Origin of the sequence: Nitratireductor rhodophyticola (genome assembly GCF_019891355.1) — a bacterium.
Taxonomy (GTDB): domain Bacteria; phylum Pseudomonadota; class Alphaproteobacteria; order Rhizobiales; family Rhizobiaceae; genus Nitratireductor; species Nitratireductor rhodophyticola.
The window spans coordinates 81,515-104,211 of record NZ_JAHSSF010000005.1 but is presented as its reverse complement, the minus strand read 5'-3'; the positions used below and the strand labels follow the sequence as shown (position 1 = coordinate 104,211).

General features: G+C 62.9%; 23 protein-coding genes. 9 read left to right on the top strand and 14 right to left on the bottom strand.

The genetic code is table 11. The features are described from left to right. Positions 1–21: 21 nt before the first annotated feature. The 5 genes from KUG85_RS18890 to KUG85_RS18870 form a co-directional block, all read right to left on the bottom strand. A complete protein-coding gene (locus KUG85_RS18890; protein ID WP_223006564.1) occupies positions 22–822 on the bottom strand; it encodes an ATP-binding cassette domain-containing protein in 801 nt (266 codons plus the stop codon). 16 nt (positions 823–838) lie between these two features. Beyond that, entirely contained in the window at positions 839–1,825 is a 987-nt protein-coding gene (locus KUG85_RS18885; protein WP_171900119.1) for an ABC transporter permease, read from the bottom strand. A gap of 122 nt (positions 1,826–1,947) precedes the next feature. Beyond that, entirely contained in the window at positions 1,948–2,892 is a 945-nt protein-coding gene (locus KUG85_RS18880) for a sugar ABC transporter substrate-binding protein (protein WP_223006563.1), read from the bottom strand. Positions 2,893–3,115: 223 nt separating this feature from the next. Beyond that, positions 3,116–3,949 (bottom strand): TIM barrel protein, encoded by an 834-nt coding sequence (locus tag KUG85_RS18875; protein ID WP_223006562.1) that lies wholly within the window; start codon positions 3,947–3,949, stop codon positions 3,116–3,118. A gap of 137 nt (positions 3,950–4,086) precedes the next feature. Further along, positions 4,087–5,136, bottom strand: coding sequence for a LacI family DNA-binding transcriptional regulator (locus KUG85_RS18870; protein ID WP_065817964.1), 1,050 nt, complete (start codon positions 5,134–5,136; stop codon positions 4,087–4,089). Positions 5,137–5,263: 127 nt separating this feature from the next. Here KUG85_RS18870 and KUG85_RS18865 point away from each other — a divergent pair, with 127 nt between their 5' ends. From KUG85_RS18865 to purU, 4 genes are all read left to right on the top strand, one after another. After that, positions 5,264–6,397: a fatty acid desaturase family protein gene (locus tag KUG85_RS18865; RefSeq protein WP_223006561.1), complete on the top strand. Its 1,134-nt coding sequence runs from the start codon at positions 5,264–5,266 to the stop codon at positions 6,395–6,397. A gap of 31 nt (positions 6,398–6,428) precedes the next feature. After that, the gene (locus tag KUG85_RS18860) at positions 6,429–6,743 is read left to right on the top strand and encodes a MocE family 2Fe-2S type ferredoxin (RefSeq protein ID WP_065817962.1); all 315 of its coding nucleotides are present in this window, start codon (positions 6,429–6,431) and stop codon (positions 6,741–6,743) included. An 8-nt stretch (positions 6,744–6,751) separates the two neighbouring features. Then, on the top strand, positions 6,752–7,936 hold the full coding sequence (locus KUG85_RS18855) for an NAD(P)/FAD-dependent oxidoreductase (RefSeq protein ID WP_223006560.1): 1,185 nt from the start codon (positions 6,752–6,754) through the stop codon (positions 7,934–7,936). Positions 7,937–8,044: 108 nt separating this feature from the next. After that, on the top strand, positions 8,045–8,899 hold the full coding sequence (gene purU, locus KUG85_RS18850) for a formyltetrahydrofolate deformylase (RefSeq protein ID WP_223006559.1): 855 nt from the start codon (positions 8,045–8,047) through the stop codon (positions 8,897–8,899). 21 nt (positions 8,900–8,920) lie between these two features. On the opposite strand, the gene KUG85_RS18845 is transcribed toward purU, so the two are convergent. From KUG85_RS18845 to KUG85_RS18830, 4 genes are read right to left on the bottom strand one after another with little or no spacing between them, the layout of a single operon-like run. After that, positions 8,921–10,429 (bottom strand): tripartite tricarboxylate transporter permease, encoded by a 1,509-nt coding sequence (locus KUG85_RS18845; protein WP_223006558.1) that lies wholly within the window; start codon positions 10,427–10,429, stop codon positions 8,921–8,923. A 4-nt stretch (positions 10,430–10,433) separates the two neighbouring features. Continuing rightward, positions 10,434–10,865, bottom strand: coding sequence for a tripartite tricarboxylate transporter TctB family protein (locus tag KUG85_RS18840; protein ID WP_223006557.1), 432 nt, complete (start codon positions 10,863–10,865; stop codon positions 10,434–10,436). After that, positions 10,862–11,830 carry a Bug family tripartite tricarboxylate transporter substrate binding protein gene (locus KUG85_RS18835; RefSeq protein ID WP_223006556.1) on the bottom strand — a complete coding sequence of 323 codons (969 nt, stop codon included), beginning with the start codon at positions 11,828–11,830 and terminating at the stop codon, positions 10,862–10,864. The genes KUG85_RS18840 and KUG85_RS18835 overlap by 4 nt, the downstream gene beginning before the upstream one ends. 59 nt (positions 11,831–11,889) lie before the next feature. Further along, entirely contained in the window at positions 11,890–12,582 is a 693-nt protein-coding gene (locus KUG85_RS18830; protein WP_223006555.1) for a GntR family transcriptional regulator, read from the bottom strand. Between the two features lie 148 nt (positions 12,583–12,730). Here KUG85_RS18830 and KUG85_RS18825 point away from each other — a divergent pair, with 148 nt between their 5' ends. From KUG85_RS18825 to nhaC, 4 genes are all read left to right on the top strand, one after another. Continuing rightward, entirely contained in the window at positions 12,731–13,696 is a 966-nt protein-coding gene (locus KUG85_RS18825; protein WP_223006554.1) for a hydroxymethylglutaryl-CoA lyase, read from the top strand. 4 nt (positions 13,697–13,700) lie between these two features. Then, positions 13,701–14,933, top strand: coding sequence for a CaiB/BaiF CoA transferase family protein (locus KUG85_RS18820; RefSeq protein ID WP_223006553.1), 1,233 nt, complete (start codon positions 13,701–13,703; stop codon positions 14,931–14,933). A gap of 485 nt (positions 14,934–15,418) precedes the next feature. Then, positions 15,419–16,405 carry an LLM class flavin-dependent oxidoreductase gene (locus KUG85_RS18815; RefSeq protein ID WP_223006552.1) on the top strand — a complete coding sequence of 329 codons (987 nt, stop codon included), beginning with the start codon at positions 15,419–15,421 and terminating at the stop codon, positions 16,403–16,405. Positions 16,406–16,594: 189 nt separating this feature from the next. Next, entirely contained in the window at positions 16,595–18,106 is a 1,512-nt protein-coding gene (gene nhaC, locus KUG85_RS18810; protein WP_065817952.1) for a Na+/H+ antiporter NhaC, read from the top strand. A gap of 64 nt (positions 18,107–18,170) precedes the next feature. On the opposite strand, the gene KUG85_RS18805 is transcribed toward nhaC, so the two are convergent. Both KUG85_RS18805 and cobD read right to left on the bottom strand, forming a co-directional pair. Further along, entirely contained in the window at positions 18,171–18,677 is a 507-nt protein-coding gene (locus KUG85_RS18805) for a tyrosine phosphatase family protein (RefSeq protein WP_007007248.1), read from the bottom strand. Continuing rightward, complete coding sequence (gene cobD / locus KUG85_RS18800; protein ID WP_223006551.1) at positions 18,677–19,723, bottom strand: threonine-phosphate decarboxylase CobD; 1,047 nt, start codon at positions 19,721–19,723, stop codon at positions 18,677–18,679. Before cobD ends, KUG85_RS18805 begins: the two co-directional genes overlap by 1 nt. On the opposite strand from cobD, the gene cbiB reads away from it, so the two are divergent. After that, positions 19,716–20,684: an adenosylcobinamide-phosphate synthase CbiB gene (gene cbiB / locus KUG85_RS18795; protein WP_223006550.1), complete on the top strand. Its 969-nt coding sequence runs from the start codon at positions 19,716–19,718 to the stop codon at positions 20,682–20,684. The two genes, cobD and cbiB, sit on opposite strands and share 8 nt — an antisense overlap. Positions 20,685–20,891: 207 nt before the next feature. Here the strand turns inward: cbiB and cobO are convergent, their stop codons facing one another. From cobO to KUG85_RS18780, 3 genes are read right to left on the bottom strand one after another with little or no spacing between them, the layout of a single operon-like run. Then, positions 20,892–21,506: a cob(I)yrinic acid a,c-diamide adenosyltransferase gene (gene cobO / locus KUG85_RS18790; RefSeq protein WP_223006549.1), complete on the bottom strand. Its 615-nt coding sequence runs from the start codon at positions 21,504–21,506 to the stop codon at positions 20,892–20,894. Between the two features lies 1 nt (position 21,507). Then, on the bottom strand, positions 21,508–22,026 hold the full coding sequence (gene cobU, locus KUG85_RS18785; RefSeq protein WP_223006548.1) for a bifunctional adenosylcobinamide kinase/adenosylcobinamide-phosphate guanylyltransferase: 519 nt from the start codon (positions 22,024–22,026) through the stop codon (positions 21,508–21,510). 15 nt (positions 22,027–22,041) lie between these two features. Then, on the bottom strand, positions 22,042–22,662 hold the full coding sequence (locus tag KUG85_RS18780) for a HupE/UreJ family protein (RefSeq protein ID WP_223006547.1): 621 nt from the start codon (positions 22,660–22,662) through the stop codon (positions 22,042–22,044). Positions 22,663–22,697: the final 35 nt, after the last annotated feature.

Below are 22,697 nucleotides of genomic sequence, written 5' to 3'. Positions count from 1 at the left end.
TGGGTTCTTGAAGGCTTTGTCTCAGATGTAACTGGCGTTCTCGTGGACGCCGGACTGCACGCCGGTGATCAGCGAGACCACTTCGTTTCCGTCCGTCTTGTCGGCTTCCAGCATGCCGGCGATGCGGCCGCGCCGGAACACCCAGATCTTGTCGACGAGGTTGAAGACCTGCCTGAGATTGTGGCTGACGAGGATCAGCGGAATGCCGCGTTTCTTCAGACCGCGGATGATGTTTTCCACCTGGGTCGTTTCCTGCACGCCCAGGGCTGCCGTGGGCTCGTCCATGAGGATCAGCTTCGAGGCGAAGCTCGCCGCCCGGCTGATGGCGACACACTGGCGCTGACCGCCGGACATGTTGGCGATCGAATTGTGCAGATTGGGAATTTTCACCCCTGTTTTTTCCAGCGCTTCCTGGCTGCGCTGGAACATCTTCTTCTCGTTCAGAAAGCTGAATGGACCGAGATTGAAGTAGGTTTCCTCCCGGCCAAGAAAGATGTTGGAAGGCACGTCCAGATCGTCGGCCAGCGCCAGATTCTGGAACACCGCTTCAATGCCTGCCTCGCGGGCGTCGACGGGGTTCTGAAAATCCATCTCCCGCCCGTCGAACAGTATCCTGCCGGCGGTGGGGCGCTCGACGCCGGTGATCTGCCGCACGAAGGTCGACTTGCCGGCACCGTTGTCGCCGACAATCGCCACGTGCTCGCCGTCGAGCAGTTCGAAGTCCGCGTCCTGGAGCGCGTGCACACCGCCATAATGCTTGGTCAAGCCCTCGGTTCTGAGGATGACTTTGCGTTCTTTGCCTGCCGGTTCTGCGTCTGCCATGGGTTCCTCCCGGGGTTCAGCGCGACCGTGGCCGCATGCGCTGACGGTAAACATCGGCCACCACGGCGGCGACGATGATCACGCCCTTGATCATTTCCTGATAGTAGGCATCGAGCCGCAGGAAGGTGAAGCCGGAGATGATGACGCCGAAGATGACGGCACCGATCAGCGTTCCGACGATGGAGCCGCGTCCGCCGGAAAGCGAGACGCCGCCGATGACGGCCATGGCGATGGCGTCGAGCTCATACATGACGCCCATGCCGGCCTGCGCGGTCAGTCCACGGGCGGCGATCACCATGCCGGCAAGACCGGCGAGAAGACCCGCTATCGTATAGACCAGCACCAGATGCCGCTCGACATTGATGCCCGACATGCGCGCTGCCTGCTCGTTGGAGCCGATGGCATAGGTGTGCTTGCCATAGACGGTGTATTTGAGCGCGACGTGGAAAAGAGCCGCGATCGCCAGGAAGATGAAGACCGGGGTCATGCCCTGGCCGAGGGCCGCAAAACTGTCGGTCGGGAAGGAGACCGGCTGGCCCTTCGTGTACCATTTGGCGATGCCGCGCGCCGTCACCATCATGCCGAGCGTGGCAATGAAGGGCGGTATTTTCGTGAAGGCGATCAACAGGCCGTTGATCATGCCGGCCACGATGCCGCAGGCAAGGCCGATGAGTATGGGAATGATGACGGGAAGGTCGGTCAGTTCCGGATAGACTGCGCGCGGATAGGTGCTCACCTGCGCGAAACTCATCGCAATCATCGCCGTGGCGCCAACCACGGAGCCTGATGAAAGATCGATGCCGCCGGTGATGATGACCTGCGTCACGCCGATGGCGATGATGCCAACCACCGAAACCTGCAGGATCATGATGGAGAGGCGCTGGGTGTTGAACAGGAAGCTCTGCCCCTGAAAGATCCAGCCGAGTATTTCGAAAATGAGCGCGATGCCGACAAGGCCGAGCAACGCGTTCAATTCGTGAGAGCGCGGCCGCTTCTGGGGCATGTCCGCGGCGCTGCCGGAAACTGCTTGTGCCTGGTTTGCCATCGTTTTTTCCGCCATGGAGAGCCGGCATGCGCCGGCGGGATGGCGGCGGCTCTGCGGCCGCCGCCGTCAGGTCCGCAAAATCAGTTCTTGGTCGTGAACTGATCCATATTGTCCGGCGTCACGAGCTGGAAGGGAATATACACCTTCTGATCGACGTCTTCACCCTTGGCGAGTCTGAGGGCCGCATCGAGCGCGCCCTTGCCCTGGCCGGCCGCATCCTGGAACACGGTTACGTCCAGATCGCCCGCGGCCATGGCGGCCAGTGCGTCCTGGGTTGCGTCGACACCGCCCACCAGCATGTCTTCCATCGAGATGTTGGCGGCTTTCATGGCCTGGATAGCGCCGATGGCCATTTCGTCATTGTTGGAGACCAGCGCGTCGAACTCCAGGCCGGCGGAGAGCCAGTTGGTCATCAGGTCGGTTGCCTCGGTGCGCTGCCAGTTGGCCGTCTGCTCCTCGACGATCTCCATGAAGGAGCAATCGTCGGTAGCGATCACGTCGTGAACGTCCTGTGTGCGCATGCGCGCTGCCTGGTTGGACAGCTCACCCATCATGACGACGATCTTGGCGCCGTCACCCTTGCCCTTTTCCTTGAGCAGACGGCAGATTTCCTGTGTCTCCAGCGTGCCGGACTCTTTCTCGTCGGAGGCGACGAAAGCCTGATTGTCCGGCAGATCGTCGACATTGACCGGCTCGCGGTTGACGAAGACGAGCGGCACGCCCGCATCGGCTGCCGCCTTGGTCATTGCGACGGTGGCGTCGGTGTCGACCGGGTTGACAATGACCGCGTCGACGCCCGAGGCGATGAAGTTCTGAATCTGGTTGAGCTGTTTGCCGACGTCGTTCTGCGCGTCCTCGACCTGCAGTTCCACACCGTCCAGCGTGTCGGCATAGTCGACCATGCCATTGCGCAGAACGGTCAGGAAATTGTCGTCGAACAGAGCCATGGAGACACCGACCGTCTCAGCCATGGCCGAGGTGGACATCAGTGCCGAAACGGCAACGCCCATCATAAGCTTTTTCATCTGAATGCTCCTCCACACGATGGGTGTCCGGCAGCACCCGCTTTGGCCGGAATCCTGCAATGCGAATTTATGAACTCCATCGGGGTGGACGGCTGAAGTCCTCAATTTTCAACCGCCCGGCACTCCATAAAATAGAATTCCGGAACCGTTAGGAGATCAATATGTAATATTTATTCTATTTTGTTCGGTCGCGTCAAGGCGAAATTCCATTTTGCGTTTCGCCTCAGGCGCGCGGCTGGAAAGCATTCTTGCGGATATGCGTCATGCTTTCCTCAAGGTCTCTCTTCAGGTCGGCAGTCCGGTGCACACTTTCGGCAAATGGCTCAAACGACAATGGCCCCTGGAAGCCGCCGGAAAGCAGGGCTGATATCTGCACGAGATTGTCCAGCCGGTCGTTCTCATCGACCAGAACGCGGTGCCCGTCCCGCATGTCCCGAACCGCAAGCGCCTCATCGACGACGCCGGAAATGTGAACGAGTCCTGTCTCAGCGACAAACAGCTCATCCTCGCCGGCAAGCGTGTGGTGGAACGTGTCGTGCACGAGCCGGAAGGTGCCGGCGGCATCGAGCGATGCGATGGCTTCGACGGCCTCGGATTTCAGCCGCAATGAGCAGATCTCGAAGCCCAGCGGTTCCACCAGGCCGACAATTCCGGCGTCTTCCAGAAGCGGGCGCAATGCCTTTAGCGCAATCCGCAGATTGGCCTGCCGTTCGCCATCGGCCCGCCCCGTTCCGTCATTGACCGGCACGAGCACCAGCGCCTCGGCGCCACAATCGCGCGCATAGGCAATCAGCGATCGCGCTTCCTCCTCGCGCGTGTCGTTCCATTCGTTGAAGCGCTGTAGCGCGTTGATGGAGAGGATGCGCAGGCCGCGCGCCTCCGCTTCCCGGCGCACGGCTGCGGCAGGCGTGCCATCCAGAATGGCATTGTCCTGCAGGTCGTTGCGGATTTCCACGCCCTTCATGCCGAGCGAAGCCGCGAGATCGAAGAAGTCGGAAATCGTGTGATTGGGCGCGCTCATGTGATTGAGCGCGAAAAGCGAAGCTGTCGCAGTCATTGATGTCTCCTCGGGAATGGCGGCTCCGGGGCCGGCGGCGGAAACATGTCGGGGCCGCAATGGCCGGTCAATTCAATCCAGCTGGAAAAAACATCATTTGTGATAGAAACAGGTGTGCCGTCTGCAACAATTGCAGCCTAAAGGCTCTCCGGCACATGAAAGCCGAACGGGAGAAACAATTGTCCCGGATTGTCTGCCGGGCCGGATTGCACCGTGTTGACCATCATGTCCACCACGCTGTCGGCCAGCTCCCGCAGGGGCGTTGCGACAATCGCAGAGATAAGGTGATCCTGAAGCGCTGCGGTGGTGTCCGGGGTGACTTCGTTGACGATCACGGATGGCCCCTCGCCGCGTGCGAAACGACCGTCATCCATGGTCTCCCGCAGCGCAGCGATCGCCCCTTCCATTCCCCCGCCGGCCACATAGAGGCCTACGATGTCCGGGTGGCGGGAGAAGAGGCTGAGCGTTGCCTCATGGGTCACCTGGCGGGTGTCGAGATTGACCAGCGTTTCCAGGATGTGGAACTCCGGTGCGTGTTCCCGGAAGTAGCTGCGGAAGCCGGTTTCGCGCAGCTCGTGTCCGAGCCACCGATGGCTGCCGACGAAGAGCGCCACCTTTCCGGCGCGCCGCGCCGTGCGGGAGATCATCCAGGCCGCGGTGCGCCCGACTTTCAGGTTGTTGGTGCCGACATAGCTCTCGCGTACATCCTGCGCGAAATCGGACAGCATGGAGAAAACCGGCTTTCCATCGGCGCGGAGCGCTTCCACCGCCCGCGTCACGAGGTGGTGGTCGAGGCAGACGGCGGCCACCGCCTGTGTGCGTCCGCCCAATGCGCGGAGCGAATCGGCCATGTCGCCGGGGGCTGAACTCTGGAGAAACTCGACATGCGCATGGCCGCGAATATCGCGTCTTCTCGCAACCGCCTCTTCTAAAGCCGCTGCAAAAGCCTGGTAAAAGGGCTGACGGGATTTCTGCAGGAGAAACCCCAGCTCCATGCGCGGCAGTTCCGCCGTGATGCGCTGATGGATCAGCGCCGCTGCATGATAGCCGATGGCATTGGCGGCTTCGTAGACGCGCCGCGCGGTTTCCTCACGCACGCGATGCCGTCCGTTCAGGACCCGGTCCACCGTTGCGACGCTCACGCCGGCTTTTTCGGCCAGATCGGCAATGGTAGGGCGTCTCGCCATGCAGTCCTCGCAAGTTTCGCATCATATATCCAATCATAGAATGATGTAAAATGATAGAAAAACTTTCATTTGTCTTGAGGGTTTCAGTTTCCCTGGCATAGGCTCCCAATCGGAGGAGCGAGAAGCCATGACCACAGGACCTGCAACTGCACTGGACGTTTCGACGGATGCGCGCGCCGCGCGGCAACGCGACTACGATTTGACGGGAGTGGATGCCAGACGCGCCGTCGAGCGTGGGCTGGCGTCTGCCGAGTGGTATCATACGGACGTGTCGCGCAGGGAGATGAAGGCGCTGATGAAGCGCAGCGACGCTCCGGCGATCCGCGACACGATCGTCTGGCTGGGTGCGATGGCGGTGTTCGCCGTCATGGCTGTCATGCTCTGGCCGTCCTGGTGGTCGGTGCCGCTCTTTCTGGCCTATGGCGTACTCTATGGCTCGGCGGCAGATTCGCGCTGGCACGAGTGCGGCCACGGCACTGCCTTCAAGACACGCTGGATGAACGATGCGGTTTATCAGATCGCCTCCTTCATGATCATGCGCAACCCTGTCACCTGGCGCTGGAGCCATGCGCGCCACCACACGGATACGATCATCGTCGGCCGTGATCCGGAAATCGCGGTGATGCGCCCGCCGGATCTTGCGCGTCTGATCCTCAACCTGTTCGGCATTGTCGACGTCTGGCATGCACTCATCGACATGACGCGCAATGCGGCCGGCGGGCTGAGCGCGGCGGAGAAGGATTTCATTCCCGGGACGGAGCAGCCGAAAGTGGTTCGCATCGCCCGCCTGTGGGTCGCGATTTATGTGGCAACGATCGGGCTCGCCATTGTCATGGGCTCGGTCCTGCCCCTCCTGCTGATCGGCGGACCGCGCCTCTATGGCGCCTGGCATCACGTGATGACGGGTCTGCTGCAGCATGGGGGGCTTGCCGAGGACGTGACCGACCACCGGCTGAACAGCCGCACCGTGCTGATGAATCCGGTGAGCCGCTTCATCTACTGGAACATGAATTACCATGTGGAGCATCACATGTTTCCCATGGTGCCCTATCACGCACTCCCGAAGCTGCATGAACTGATCAGGCACGATCTGCCGGCACCGAACCCGTCGATCCTCGACGGCTATCGGGAGATGCTGCCGGCTTTCCTGCGGCAGCTGCGCCACGAGGACTATTTCATCAGGCGGGAATTGCCGCACACGGCGAGACCCTATCGAGAAGAGTTTCATGTCCCGGCCGAGCCGCTTTCGGAAGAAAAATAAGGTCACGTCGAGCCCCTGAGAGGAGGAAAACATGTCGCAATGGATCGAGGCCTGCGGGGTCGATGATGTGGAAGAGGAAGATCTCATCCGCTTCGACCATGAAGGGCGCACCTTCGCCATCTATCGCAGTCCGGAAGAGCAGTTCTATGCAACCGACGGTCTTTGCACCCATGAACAGGTGCATCTGGCAGACGGGCTTGTGATGGGCCATATCATCGAATGCCCCAAGCACAATGGGCGTTTCGATTACCGCACCGGGGAGGCAAGGGGAGCACCGGTCTGTGTGAACCTGAGGACGTACCCGGTCAGGGTCGAGGGTGACCGCGTCCTGATCGATATCGCCTGAGCGGGACAATGGCCGGGATCGTCATCATAGGTGCTGGAGAGTGCGGTGTACGCGCGGCCTTCACCCTGCGCGAGGCGGGATATAAGGGCGAGGTTACGCTGATCGGCGAGGAGACACATCTGCCCTATGAGCGCCCGCCTCTTTCCAAGGCCGCCGTGCCGGTCCCAAAGCCGATAGCGGAAGAAGAGCGCTATGCGGAAGCAGGCATCGAACTGCGGCGCGGTGTGCGTATCGTCCGTATCGATCCTGAAAAACGCCACGTCGTGGCGCATGGTGGCGGGGCGCTGTCTTACGACAGGCTGCTGATCGCCACCGGTGCGCGGGCGCGTGTCTTTCCCGGTATGGAAGCAGCATGGACGCTGCGCTCAATCGAGGATGCACAGGCGATCCTTGCAATGCTGGGGCCGGGCCGGCGACTTGCGGTCATAGGCGCCGGATTCATCGGCCTCGAACTCGCCGCCACGGCCCGCGGCCTCGGGGCCCGGGTGACCGTTCTCGAAGCCGCCGGCCGGCCGATGGCGCGCATCGTGCCGGCAGAGATCGCCGCCGTTTTCGAGGCGCGTCACAGGGCAGAAGGCGTCAGCTTCCTCTTCGGTGCGCAGGTCGCGGAGGCGGGGCCGGACCGCCTTCTTCTGAGCGACGGGCGACAAATCGACGCCGATGTCGTCGTGGCGGGAGTGGGCGCTGTTCCCGAGACTCGACTGGCCGAAGACGCCGGCCTTGCGGTCGACAACGGCATTGTCGTCAACAACCGGTTTTTGACCACAGACCCGCATATCTTCGCTGCGGGCGACTGCTGCAGTTTTCCTTTCCGCGGAACTCGCGTGCGGCTGGAAAGCTGGCGGGCATCGCAGGATCAGGGGGCCCATGCCGCCCGCGCCATGCTCGGCGCGCAGGATGCCTATTTGCGCACGCCCTGGTTCTGGTCCGACCAGTACGACCTCGGCCTGCAGGTCGCCGGCCTGCCGAACCCGGCCGGGTCCTTCACCCGCCGCAATCTCGCCGGTGGTGCTTTCGTTTTGTTCCAGACAGATGAAGACGAACGTCTTTCTTCTGCAAGCGGCGTCGGGCTGGGCAATGCTGTCGCCCGGCACATATCCATCGCCGAGAAACTCATCGAACGGGAGACGCCGGTGCCGTCGGGAGCTCTCAGCGACCCGGAGGTAAACCTGAAAAGGTTCCTGAGAGGATAGGCTTCGCCACGCGTGACATTAACGCAGTTTCAATCCCGGCCCGATGGCGTATAAACCCCGGCACCCTTCGGGGTGTTCACTCTGTAATCCATCAGTTCAGGCCGCGCCATGACCGAGAAGACGTTTCATATCAATCTCACCTGCGAAGACCGCCCCGGCATCGTTGCCGCGGTGACGACGGAGCTTGCCGGTCTTGGTGCCAATATTGCTGAATCCAATCAGTTCTGGGACCGGCAGACCAACCGCTTCTTCATGCGCATCGCCGTTACCGCGCCACAGGGCGTGGAGCGCGACGGGCTCTTGCGCGCGCTGGAGCCGGCCATTGCGCGTTTCGACATGAAGACGGCCATCGCCGACACGGCACGGCGGCCGAAGATCATCATCATGGTGTCGAAGTTCGACCATGCGCTTTTGCACCTGCTCTACCAGATTCGCGTCGGCTGGCTCGATGCCGAGGTGGTGGCCGTCGTTTCCAACCACGGGGATTCGCGCTCCACGGCTGAGATGGAGGGCATCCCCTATCACTGCTGGAAGGTGACGAAGGACAACAAGCAGGAGCAGGAGGCAAAGCTTCTCGACCTGTTCAAGGAGACGGGTGCGGATCTCGTGATCCTCGCGCGCTACATGCAGGTGCTTTCCAACGATCTTTCGAACCGGCTCTACGGCAAGGTGATCAACATCCACCATTCGTTCCTGCCGAGCTTCAAGGGTGCAAAGCCCTATCATCAGGCGCATGAGCGCGGAGTGAAGCTTATCGGCGCGACGGCGCATTATGTGACGCCTGATCTGGATGAAGGGCCGATCATCGAACAGGAAACCGAGCGTGTGACGCATGCCATGACGGCTGAGGATTTCGTCGCCACGGGCCGCGACATCGAAAGCCGGGTTCTCGCCCGCGCCGTCAAGCTGCACCTGGAAAACCGGGTGATGATGAACGGGCACAAGACGGTCGTCTTCGGGTGACACCTGTCAACGCATGAGGTCTCACCCCGCCGCTGCGCGGGCCCTTCTGCGCGCGCGGAAGGCGAGCAGGAAGGCGAGGCCGAGCATGGTCGCGGTGATGGCGTAGAGCGTCAGCGCGATGGGGCTGGAAAACAGGATCTGGAAATCGCCGTTCGAGATGGAAAGCGCGCGGCGCAAATTGTTTTCCATGTCCGCACCCAGAAGCAGGCCCAGAATGACTGGCACCAGAGAAATGCCCAGCATGCGCAGAATGTAGCCCATTACGCCGAACCCGACCATGACGAACAGGTCGAAGGTGGAGTGGCTGATCGAGTAGACACCGAGAAAGCTGACCATCACGACGAAGGGCATCAGCACCCATTGCGGCATGGAGAGCATGCGCGTGAACAGGCCGATCATCGGAATGTTCATGATGAGCAGCGCGATGTTGGCGATGTAGAGCGCGGCGATCAGGCCCCAGACGAGGTCCGGCTGCCGGTCGAAGAGCAATGGGCCGGGCTGGATGTTGAGCGAGATGAGCAGCGCCAGCATGACCGCCGTGGTGCCGCTGCCCGGTACGCCGAGTGTCAACATGGGGATGAGCGCGCCGCCGGACGCGGCATTGTTGCCGGCCTCGGGTGCCGCGATGCCGCGCGGGTCGCCCTCGCCGAACTTGCCGTCCTTCGCGCTCCAGCGCTGTTCGGCGATGTAGGACATGAACGCGCCGAGCGAGGCGCCTGCCCCCGGCAGGATGCCGCAGACAAAGCCGATGACCGAGCCGCGGAAATTGGCCCAGCCGCCGGCCATCATGTCCCTGAAGCGCGGCAGGGCGCGGCCGAGCGGAACCATTTTCTCCTGCCCCTGATGCACCCGCTCCAGATAGACCAGCACTTCGGAAATGGCGAACAGGCCGACAATGGCAACGATGGGATCGAAACCGTCATAAAGGTGGAACGAACCGGCCGTGTAGCGCGCCGTGCCCGTCGCGGGATCGAGGCCGACCGTGGCGATCATCAGGCCGATGAAGGCGGCAAGCAGCGTCTTGAACGGATTGACCGAGGTGATGCCGCCGATGGTGGCGAAGGCCATGACATAGAGCGCGAAATAATCGGCGGGGCCGAAATAGATGGCAGCCTTGGCCAGAAGCGGCGCGAAAAGCGTGAGGCCGATGGTGGCAAAGGTCGCACCGATAAAGGAGGCGACGGCGGAGATGGCCAACGCCTCCGAAGCCTTGCCGGCGCGCGCCATCGGATAGCCGTCGAGCGTGGTCATGATGGCCGGCTCGTCGCCGGGAATGTTGAGCATGATCGAGGAGATGCGCCCGCCATACATGCAGCCATAATAGATGCAGGACAGCATGATGAGCGCCGAGGTGGGCTCCAGCCCGAGCGAGAAGGCGAGCGGGATGAGAATGGCGACGCCGTTCACGGGGCCGAGCCCCGGCAACGCGCCGATCAGCGTCCCCGCAAAGCAGCCGAACAGCGCCAGAGCCAGATTGGTCGGCGTGATCGCCACCGCAAAACCCTGGGCCAGGGCGGAGAGCATGTCCATGAAATCAGCTCACGAATTCTGGGAGAAGCGGCAGCGGCAGGCCGAGCAGCTTGTCGAAGGCAAGAAACAGGAACGCGCTCATGATCGCCGCAGAAGCGATGGATTTCGACCATGAGCTGCGCAGGATGCGCCCCAAAAGCGCGACGGCGATGAAGGTGGCGAGCGGAAAGCCGAGCACCTCCAGAAAGCCCGCATAGGCAAGCAGAAGCGAGACCGCTCCAACCTGCAACAGAAGCGGCTTGCCCGTGACCCAGGCCGGCTCCTCATCCGGGCGGATGATCATCGTCAGGCTGAGGATGGCCGCGGGCACGGACAGCATGATGGGAAAGGCCGCGGGGCCAAGAGGGTCGCCGAAGCTCGCCTCATAGTCTCCCGCGGTCACGCCGTACCAGATCGAAATGGCCAGAAGAAAAAGGCCGACGATCCTGTCTGTCACTTGATGACTCCGATCTCCTGGGAAATCTTGCGCATCTGTTCGGACTGGTCCTTCACATAGGCCTCGAACTCCGCGCCGCCGCGCCACACCGGCACGAGGCCGTTGCCCTTGGCGGTCTCTTTCCAGTCGTCCGTGTCATAGAGTTTCTGCAGGCGCTCGATCCAGGCATTGTAGCCTTCGTCGGAGACCTCGCCGCCCGTGTAGAAACCGCGCCAGTTGTAGCCGGTCACATCGAGGCCCTGTTCCTTTGCGGTGGGTGAATCCGGGAAGGCGGGAATGCGCTCGTCGGAGAGGGCTGCCAGAATGCGGATGTCGCCCGATTCCACGAAGCCGGCGATTTCGCCCAGATCGGTGGAGACCGCCTGAACCTGCCCGCCGATCATCTGCGTGACGGCGGGGCCGCCGCCATCGAACTGCACCCAGCGGATCTGCTTGTATTCATCGCCCGAGAGGCCGGCGGCCTGCGCCAGCATGAGGAGGCGGATATGGTCCCAGCCGCCCGCGCCGGAAGAGCCGGCAACCGCAAGCGCGCTCGGGTCTTCCTTGAGCGCGGCCACCAGATCGTCGAGCGTCTTGAAGTCCGAATCCTTCGGCACGACGATCACGCCGACATCGGTGCCCAGCATGGCCACCCAGCGCATCACCGACGTGTCGGCCGGATATTTACCCTGCGCGATCTGCGTGACGCCCACGGTGGAGGTGGCCACCATCAGCTCCGCATCGTCGGCGCGCGACGACATGACCTTGGCATAGGCGACCGCGCCCACGCCGCCCGGCATGTTGGTGACCTGAACCGGTGCATCCACCAGCTTCTGGTCGAACAGCATCTTGCCGATGGTACGGCAGGTAAAATCCCAGCCGCCGCCGGGATCGGCAGGTGCGATGCACTCGGCAGCCGTGGCACCAGCCACGGAAAGCGACGTCCACAGGACAGCCGCTCCAAAAAGCTTTGAAAGTTTGCTCATCAAGTCCTCCCTCATTGAAGTCGAAATTCCAGTGTCCGAGACCGGATTGGCGTCCGCCCTCAGCCTCCTTCCACAAACCCGCGCGCGCCGAAAAGGCGGCGCGAATCCTCCAGCGCCTGCAGGATCTGCCCGCGCACGTCGCGCGCATGCCGGCGAATGGCGGCGGCGGCCGCCTCGGTCTTCCGCTGCCGGACAAGCGCTATGATTTCATTGTGCTCGCGGTGGGCGATGGCGCGCGCCTCCGGCGAGCTCGCCACCAGCCAGCGGGCGCGGATCGTGCGGTTGACCGCATCCTGCACCGCATCGCGCAGGAAACGATTGCCCGAAAGGGCGGCAAGCTGCACATGCACGTCGAGCCCCGCCTCGAACCAGTCGTCGGGCGTGAAGTCGCTCAGGCCTTCGTCCACCGTGCGCAAGATGGCGTCCAGCTCCTCAGGCCTTGCCCTTTCGCAGGCAAGACGGATCGCCGCGTCCTCGACGATCTCGCGGTATTCGAAGATTTCCTCAAGCTGCTGCAGGTCGAACGGCGCGATGGCATAGCCCCGCTCGGCCTTCACGACAAGCCCCTCACGGATCAGCTCCGCAAGAGCCTGCCGGATGGGGGTGCGCGAGGCGCCATAGGCGGTTTCCAGCGATCGTTCGGACACGACTTCGCCCGGCGCAAGCTTGAGCGAGAGCACATCGCCGCGAATGCGCGAAAGCACGCGCTCGCCGAGCGGCTGTTCAGCCATGTCTTTTGCAGCCTCACCCATGATGGACGGGCACTCCTCCCTGCATGTGCGGCGGTCCGGAAAGCCTCCCTGCCCTCCGGTCTGCCATTTTTGGAACGGGCATTGACCGTTCTTCGCAAGACGGTATACCAATCCGGTCTACCGATGCAATCAGGTGGGAGGAAAAATCGTGACAGCACCAGCCGGCCACCTTGTGAAAGGGTTTCCCGAGCGCGTCAGCGTTGTCGAAGTGGGACCGCGCGACGGATTGCAGTCGGAGCCGCAATTCGTGCCGACGGACAGGAAAATCGCGCTCGTCAACGGGCTGATCGATGCCGGTATCCGCCATCTGGAGGTCACGTCCTTCGTTTCGCCACGTGCCGTGCCGCAGATGCGGGATGCAGCAGACGTTCTGGCCGGCATCGACCGCTCGAAAGGCGCGGTGCTGACCGCGCTGGTGCCCAATGCGCGCGGCGCCGATTGCGCGGCCGAGGCCGGTGTCGATGCCATGGTCGTTTTCATGTCGGCCTCGGAGAGCCACAATCTGAAGAATGTGAACCGCACCCGCGCGCAATCGCTTGAAGGCTTCGCCAATATCGTGCGCATTGCAGGCGATGCAGACATTCCGGTCTATGGGGCGATTGCCACATCCTTCGGCTGTCCTTTCGAGGGCGATGTGCCGGTCTCCTCGGTCGTGGAGATCGCCCGCGCCTATCGCGACATGGGCATCACCACGCTTTCGCTGGGCGACACGACGGGCATGGCGACGCCGCCCGTGGTGCAGGAGCGCTGCCGCGCGCTGAGAGAGGCGGTTCCGGAGGCCGACATCGCGCTGCATTTCCACAACACGCGCGGCGTGGGGCTTGCCTGTGTCTATGCCGGGCTGCTGGAGGGTGTGACCCGCTATGAGGCGAGCATTGGCGGCCTTGGCGGCTGCCCCTTCGTGCCGCGTGCGACGGGCAATATCTGCACCGAGGATCTCGTCTACATGCTGAGCGAATGCGGGGTGGAAACCGGTGTCGATCTCGAAAAACTGATCGGTGTCGCGCAGGAAGCCGAAGCGATCATCGGGCGCACGCTTCCCGGCCAGGTGATGAAGGCGGGGCCGCGGCTCCAGACCGCCAGCATGGACAGCGTTGCGACCGCCAATGGCTGAGAACATGACCGAGAAAAAAGCGCCGCTCGAAGGCATTCGGGTCGTCGATCTGACGCGGGTTCTCTCCGGCCCGTTCTGCACCATGATGCTGGGCGACATGGGAGCGGAGGTGATCAAGGTCGAACCCGCCAAGGGCGACCCGATCCGCGAACAGGGCACGCTGCGCAACGGGTTCTCCGCCTATTATGCAAGCTTCAACCGCAACAAGAAATCGGTCGTCATCGATCTCTATAGCGCGCGCGGCCGCGCGGTGCTGGAGCGGCTGATCGCGGATGCCGACGTCCTCATCGACAATTTCCGCCCCGGCGTGATGGCGAAGATGGGTTTCGGCGAGGAACGCCTGAACGCGCTTAACCCGAGGCTCGTGACCGCCAATGTGAACGGCTATGGCTCGACCGGCCCCTATGTGGACCGCCCCGCCTTCGATTTCATCGCCCAGGCCATGAGCGGGCTGATGAGCGTGAACGGCGCGGAAGGCACGGAGCCGATGCGCGTCGCGCAGCCGATCACCGATCTCGTGGCTGGCCTCTATTGTGCATTCGGCATTGTGAGCGCGCTGCGCGCGCGCGATCTCAATGGAACGGGACAGCATGTGGAAAGCGCCATGATGAATGGCGCGATCAGCATGATGGCCTATCTGGCGTCGGAATATTTCACCACCGGAGAGCTGCCTGCCCGCACCGGCAATGACCACCCGCTGGTGGCCCCTTATGGCCTCTTCAGGGCGCGGGACGGCGAGATTGCCGTCGCGCCCTCCAATGACGTGATCCTGAAGCGGTTTCTCGATGTGCTGGAGCTCGGTCACCTGATGAAGGATCCGCGCTACGACACGAATGACAAGCGCTTTGCCCGCCGTCCCGAACTCAACGAGATGATCAATCAGGCAGTCGGTCGGGACACGCAGGAGGCTTGGATTGCGCGGCTCAATGCCGCCGGCGTGCCCTGCGGCAAGGTGCAGAACCTGGCCGAGGCCTTGAACGACCCGCAGACGCGGGCGCAGGAGATGGTGATCGAGGTCGACCAGCCGAACCACGGTCCGATCCGCATGCTGGGCTTTCCGGTGAAGCTGAGCGACACGCCCTGCCGCCTGCGCCATCCCGCGCCCGAGCTGGGCGCCGACACGAGGGCGGTTCTGGAAGCGAGCGGCTTCGACGCTGACGAGATTGAAGCGCTGGCAAAGGAAGGTGCTATCGGGGGGAATTGGATCGCGGTGCGTGGTTCGACAAGCTCACCATGAGGGGCGGGGTTGGCGAATGGATGCGTCGCACTGTCTCCGCCCGAGGCTCGTTGCCGGGTAAAGCTTTCCTCATGGTGAGCTTGTCGAACCACGCACGGCGATAATGCAAAGGGGCATCGAAACAATCTGAAGACTGGATGCCAGCGTTCTGCCCATGACGTCAGGGGCCATTGAAAACGCCACCCTTGGATCAGCGGAAATTGCCCCCATTTGCCGGGGAGTGATTTTCCTCCCCATGAGGGGCGGGGTTGGCGAATGGATGCGTTGCACCGTCTTCGCCCAAGGCTCATTGCCGGGTAAAGCTTTCCTCATGGTGAGCTTGTCGAACCACGCACGGCGATAATGCAATGGGGCATCGTAACAATCTGAAGACTGGATGCCAGCGTTCTGCCCATGACGTCAGGGATCGTTGAAAGCGACACCCTTGGATCGGCGCAAATTGCCCCCATATGCCGGGGAGTGATTTTCCTCCCCGGAGTTCTCCCATGATCCCCTTTTCCGTTCTCGACCTGGCGCCCGTCCCCGACGGTTCGAGCGTTGCCGATGCACTCCACAACACGCTCGATCTTGCCCGCCATGCCGAGAGCTGGGGCTATCGCCGTTTCTGGCTTGCCGAACATCACAACATGGCGGGCATCGCCAGCGCGGCAACCTCGGTCCTGATCGGGCAGGTGGCCGCCGCCACGAAGACGATCCGCGTGGGCGCGGGCGGTGTGATGCTGCCCAACCACGCGCCGCTGATCATCGCCGAGCAGTTCGGCACGCTGGCCACGCTTTATCCCGACCGCATCGATCTGGGGCTTGGCCGCGCGCCGGGCACCGACATGGCCACGGCCCGCGCCCTGCGGCGGGGGCTCGACGATGGTGAGGGCTTCCCACGCGATGTCATGGAGTTGATCGCCTATCTGGGTGACGATGAACCCGGTCAGAAGGTACGCGCCATCCCCGGACGGGGCACGCATGTGCCGGTCTGGATACTTGGCTCCAGCCTTTATGGCGCGCAGCTCGCCGCGCATCTTGGCCTGCCCTATGCCTTCGCCTCGCACTTCGCGCCTGCCGCGCTGGAACAGGCGATTGAGGTCTACCGCCAGACATTCCGGCCCTCTGAACATTTGGAAAAGCCGCATTTCATGATGGCGCTCAACGTTTTTGCCGCCGATACGGACGCGGAGGGGCTGTTTCTGAAGTCTTCCATGCAGCAGGCCTTTGCCAATCTGCGCACCGGGCGACCGGGACCCCTGCCCCGTCCCGTGGAGAATGTTGAAGAAATCCTCGAGCCTGCCATTGCCGCCGGTGTGGCGCAGGCACTTGCCTGCACGGCCGCCGGCAGCCCGCAAACCGTGCGGGAGGCGTTAAGCGCGTTTCTGGCGCGCCACAGGCCGGACGAAATCATCATTACGGGGCAGATTCATGACCATGATGCACGGCTGAAATCCTTCCGCATTGCCGCAGACATTCTCGCCGAGACATAAATTTACCGATGATAAAATCTCTTCCGAAAATCTGTTTTAGCCATGACCTGATCTATCAGAAATGGAATATTTGGTCGATTAGACCTTAATAGCGGCAAATTAAGACCAAACGGGTTTTCACTCCTGTTATCGTCAAATGAACAAGAGCGCGGTCAACGCGCCCTCGACGAACACTAATGGGAGAGAGACATGTCATCCCCGCAAAAGGCTCTGCCGAGCTTACCGCTCGCGCTGACGCCGGTGCTGCTCACGCTCATCGTGCTTGGCGTCCAGCTTTTCTATTTTGATGATTTCACGCCCCATGTGCCCCTTGCCATAGGTCTCGCCCTTACCGGGCTGGTCGGCATCAAGCTCGGTTTCGACTGGGAGGATATCGAAAAGGGCGTGTTTCACGTCATCCACGTATCGCTGCCGTCCGTATCGGTGCTTATCACCGTCGGAATGATCATCGGCGTCTGGATTGCAAGCGGCACCGTGCCAACACTGATCTATTACGGACTGACCATTCTCTCGCCGGAGATTTTCCTTGCGGCGGCCATGCTTCTGTGCGCCGTCGTGTCGCTCTCGCTCGGCACGTCGTGGGGCACGGTCGGAACGGTTGGCCTGGCGCTGATGGGCATCGGTGCCGGCTTTGGCATTCCGGTCTACTGGACCGCGGGCGCGGTCGTTTCGGGTGCGTTCTTCGGCGACAAGGTCTCGCCGCTCTCCGACACCACCAATCTGGCACCGGCCGTGACGGGCGTCGACGTGTTCTCGCACATCAAGAACATGATGCCGACGACCATTCCTTCGATGCTGATTGCGCTCGGCATTTATCTTTTTGCCGGCTATGGTCTGATCGAGTCCGGCGGTGCCTCATTCGAGAAGATCACGACGATCACCGCGTCGCTGCGGGAAAACTTCGTGATTTCGCCCTGGCTGCTTCTGCCGGCCATTCTGGTGATCGCGCTGGCCGTGAAGCGCATGCCGCCGATCCCGTCTCTCTTTGCCGGCGTTCTGGCCGGCGGGCTGACGGCGATGATCGCACAGGGCGTGGGGCTGCATGATGTCTTCACCTATGCCAATAGCGGCTACAGGATCGACACCGGCGTGAGCGAGATCGACTCGCTGCTCAATCGCGGCGGCATCCAGTCGATGATGTGGACGATCTCGCTGGTGCTGATCGCGCTCGGCTTCGGCGGTGCGCTGGAGAAGACCGGCTGTCTTGAGACCATCATCAAGGCGATCATGATGAAGGTGAAGAGTTTTGCCGGCATCCAGACGGCAGCCGTGGGCACGTCCATGGCGACCAATCTGGTCGCGGGCGATCCCTATCTTTCCATCGCGCTGCCCGGGCGCATGTATGCGCCGGTCTATCGCGGCATGGGCTATTCCACGCTCAATCTGTCGCGCGCGGTGGAAGAAGGCGGCACGCTGATTTCGCCGCTGGTTCCGTGGAACGCAGGCGGTGCCTTCGTGATCAGCGCGCTGGCGCTCGGTGTCTCCGATGGGCATCTGGAGAACCTGCTCTATATCCCGCTCGCCTTCGCCTGCTGGCTGTCGCCGGTGATCGGCCTCGCCTATGCCTATACGGGTCTTTTCTCGCCCCGGGCGAGCGAGGCGGAGATGAAGGGCTGGCATGACAGCGGCGAAACCATTGCCGATCTGAGCGACCATGGCTGGGAGACGCCGGCCATACCAAGCACGACGCCAGCAGAATAAGACGCTGCGACAGGGACAGGCCCCTTAGATGGACGCACGGCGATCCAGGGGGCCTGTTTCGCATTCAGCGGGCGGGGTAGTGAAACGGCTCGCCCGCAAAGGCTTCCGCACCTCGGCCGATCTCATGGATCGCGCGGATCATCCGGCCTTCGCGCTCAAGCAGCCGGTCGCCCAGCGCGACGATGCGCCGGTTTGGCGTGGCGCTCGGCGCGCGCTCGCGCAGCATCCGCGCCAGGGCGAATTCGTCCATCTCGCGCGCGAAGGCATTGGCGATGACATAGGCGGCGGCGGTGGAGCGGCTGATGCCCGCATGGCAATGCACGACCATCGGCGAGCGCCAGTCCCAGTCGCGGGCGAAATCGAGCAACTGCTCGACCTGATCCAGGGCTGGCGCGATCAGCCCCGGGCGCTGATCCGTGATGTCGTGCATGGCCAGATGGAGACGTTTCGGCACCGTATCGATCTGGTCAAGAGCGGGTGGTTCACCGCTCGATGTCAAAGAGATCATGTGCCGCGCGCCGGTCGCTTTCAGCATACGTTCCAGATGCGAAGCGGGACAGACATAGAGCATTACGCGCCGCTCCTTTGCCAGCTTCCCAGAGCGATGCGCACGCGCTCGAAAGCCTGATCGTCTCCCGGCAGGCCGATGCGCAGGCAATCGGGACGCTCCGCGAAACGCCGCACGAGAATGCCGCTGCGGCCCAGATGATCGAAGAGCTCTGCCGCGCGGGGATGGCGCAGGAAGCGGAAGAGATCGGTGCCGGCCTCGATCTTCAGTCCTGCGTTGTCGAAAAGGGCATCGAGCCTTATGCGCGCCTTGATGAGATCACGCCGCATGGCGCTCTGCCAGTCGCGGTCCGCGAATGCCTCAAGCCCGGCATGAAGCGCCGGCCCTGCAACCGCCCATGGGCCCAGCCATGCGGAAAGTTTCTGCGCAAGCTCTTCCGAAGCAAGTGCGAACCCCAGACGCATGCCAGCGAGACCGAAGAACTTTCCGAACGAGCGCAGCACCACGATGTTGCCGGCTTCCACATCGCCGGCGAGGCTCTCGGCCTGCGGGCCGACATCCATGAAGGCCTCATCGACCACCAGAATACCGCCATTGCGGCGCAGATTTTCCGCAAGATGGAGCAATTCGCTGCGACCCATCAGCCGCCCGTCGGGATTGTTTGGATTGACCACCACGGCAAGCCGCGCGCCATGAAGCGCATCGAAACGCTCCACCTCTTCGACCGTATGCCCGGCGAGTGCGGCGGCGCGCGCGTGTTCGGCATAGGTGGGACCGAGAATGCGGGCCGGGCCGGGCGCCAGAAGCGATGCGACCAGCGGCAGGAGAAGCTGGGTTCCCGGCGCGGCGATGACATGGGCGGCGCAGGGGGCACCGTAGTAGTCGGCGGCTTGCTCCGTTAGGGCGGCGATGTCAGCCTCTTCGGGCAGGCGCTCCACGGCGCTGGCAGGCAGCGGCGAAAAAGGATAGGGGTGTGGGTTGATGCCGGTGGACAGATCGAGAAAGGGCGTCGGCGCGTCTGGAAAGAGCGCCGAAGCCTGTACGAGACTGCCGCCGTGATCGGTCACCCTGTCCGTCGCCCGGTCAGCCAGTCGAGGCCTGATGTCCATTCTGATCGCCCTTTCATCCATGCTGGTCGAGCTCGCCATCGGTTATCCGCAGCTTCTCTTTCGCCTGATCGGTCATCCCGTCACCTGGATTGGCCGTCTTATCGCGCTGGCGGACGCGCGATGCAATGTCGAAACCCTTTCGCCCGGTGCGCGCCGCCTGAATGGCGCGCTTGCGCTGGCCGCCATTCTGATGCTCGCAGGTCTGGCCGGCTGGTTGATCCAGACGGCTCTTTCCGGCTGGGCCGGGCTGCTGGTCGCCGCGCTTGTAGGCAGCACGCTCGTCGCCCAGCGGAGCCTCGCCACCCATGTGAAAGCGGTGGCGGACGGGCTGGACGCGGGGGGGCTGTTGGAAGGACGCAAAGCGGTTTCGCAGATCGTTGGCCGCGATCCCGAAAGCCTCGATGAGGCCGGCGTTTCGCGCGCGGCCATCGAGAGCCTTGCCGAAAATTGCTCCGACGGCGTGGTCGCGCCCGTGTTCTGGCTGGCGGTTGGCGGGCTGGCGGGCGGCGCGCTCTACAAGGCCGCGAACACGGGTGATTCCATGATCGGCCACAAGACCGCGCAGCACCTTCATTTCGGTTGGGCGGCGGCGCGTTTCGACGATCTGATCAACCTGCCCGCGTCGCGCCTGACGGCGTTTCTCTTCATTGCTGCAGCGTTCTTCATGCGCGACGCCTCGGCTGGAGCGGCATGGCGCGCGGTGCGCCGCGATGCGCGCCATCATCGCTCGCCCAATGCCGGCTGGCCGGAAGCGGCCATGGCAGGTGCACTCGGCCTCGCCCTTGCCGGCCCGCGCCGCTATGGCGGCGAGGTGGTGGACGACGCGGTGATGGGAGATGGTGGCCGCCGCGGTGCCAATGCCGGTGATATTCGCCGGGCGCTTACGCTCTATCGGATTGCTGACGGGCTGTTGATCGGGCTTGTGGCGCTTGCCGTCGGGCTCTGGCATCTGGCTTTCTGAGATTGGCGGATTGGAGCGAGAGAATGGGGCGCGTTTGTCGCGCTCTCTGATCTTCTGGCAGCTGCGTCGTGCGTGGTTCGACAGGCTCACCATGAGGGAGGTGGCGGCTGGCAAGCCTGTTCATCAACATGGAGGACGCAGTTGCTGTGTCTCTCCCTCCCTCATGGTGAGCCTGTCGAACCACGCACAACTTCAAAGCAGGGCGACCTAAAATTCGATGCCCTTCTGCGCTTTCACGCCAGCGGCGAAATGATGCTTCACCTGCCCCATTTCGGTGACGAGATCGGCAGCCTCGGTCAATAGCGGCTTGGCGTTGCGGCCGGTCACGACCACATGCAGATCCCTGCGCCGCCCGGTCAGTGCGGTCACCACGCTTTCAAGATCGAGATAGTCGTAGCGCAGGGCGATGTTCAGCTCGTCGAGCACCACCAGACCGATGGTCGGATCGGCCATCAACTCCTCGGCCTTTCCCCACGCGCGCTCGGCGGCGGCGATGTCACGCGCCAGATCCTGCGTTTCCCAGGTGAAGCCCTCACCCATCGTGTGCCAGGAAACCTGATCGCCGAAGGCTGCGAAGGCGTCCTTCTCGCCGCAGTGCCAGGCGCCCTTGATGAACTGCACGACACCCACGCGGCGGCCATGGCCGAGCATGCGCAGCGCAAGACCGAAAGCGGCGGTGGATTTGCCCTTGCCCGGCCCGGTGTTGACAATCAGAAGCCCCTTCTCGACCGTCTTGTCGCGCACTTCGGCATCCTGAACCGCCTTGCGCTTTTCCATCTTTGCCTTGTGGCGCTCGGCTTCGTTTGCGTCGATCTCTCGCATGTCACTTCACTTTCATGGGCAGGCCGGCAACCACCAGCGTGACGCTGTCGGCAACGGCGGCAATCTTCTGGTTCAGGAACCCCGCCTCGTCGCGGAAGCGGCGTGCCAGCGCGTTTTCGGGCACGATGCCGAAGCCGACCTCGTTGGAAACGAGAACCGTTGTTCCTTCTCTCGCGGCGAGTGCCGATAGAAGCCCCTCGGCGGCAGGCTTTGGATCATGGTCGTTCAGCATGAGATTGCTGAGCCACAGGGTCAGGCAATCGACCAGAACCGTTTCGCGGGCCGGCAATTTTTCAAGCACGCCCGGCAGGTCGAGCGGGGCGTCGCGCGTCTGCCACGCCCCCGCCCCCGCCCCCTCGCGCCGCGCGCGGTGCATGGCGATGCGTTCGCGCATCTCGTCATCGAAGGCCTGCGCCGTGGCGATGTAGTGCCAGGGCGCTGGTGCGGCCTCGATCAGCCTCTCGGCATGGCGGCTCTTGCCGGAGCGCGCGCCGCCCAGAACGAAATGAAGGGATCGCATCGCTATTTTGCCGGCTCAGCCGACAAGATGCCCGGCAAGAAAGGTCACGCCAACGCCAAGGATGGCGGCACCGGCAAGCCGGGGCTGCATGGCCTCAATGGCCCAGCCACGCGACTGGACCAGAAAATATGCGCCGAGCGCGATGGCGCTCTGGATTGCGGCGAGGCCGGCGAGATAGGCGATGAGCGGCGTCTCTTCGCTACCGACAATGGCCTCGCCGAAGGCATAGCCATGGAACAAGCCGACCACCAGGAACAGGGCGAAGACGAGGATTTGGTTCTCCACCGCCCGGCCGCGCGCCAGAAGCCAGCCGCCGGCAAGAACGCTTGCCGCGATGATGATTTCAGCCGCCGGCAGATCGAGCAGCATCAGGTGCAGACCGACGCCGATCAGCGAGCCGGCGACGAACAGAAGCGGCGCAAAAAGGCTCATGCCGGCAACGGCAGCCAACAGGCCGGCGGCGACGATGAAGGCCAGATGATCGAGCCCGATCACGGGATGCGCCAGACCCGAGACCAGTCCCTCATAGAGGGTCGTGGGCGTTTCTCCGCCCATGGCGTGATGGGCCTCGGCGCTGGTTGCGAAGAGCGATGAAAAAACGAATGCGGAAAAAATGCGTGCGATACGCGTGGTCATGTCCGGTCCTTTCCCCTCCACCCGAGGGATACGGT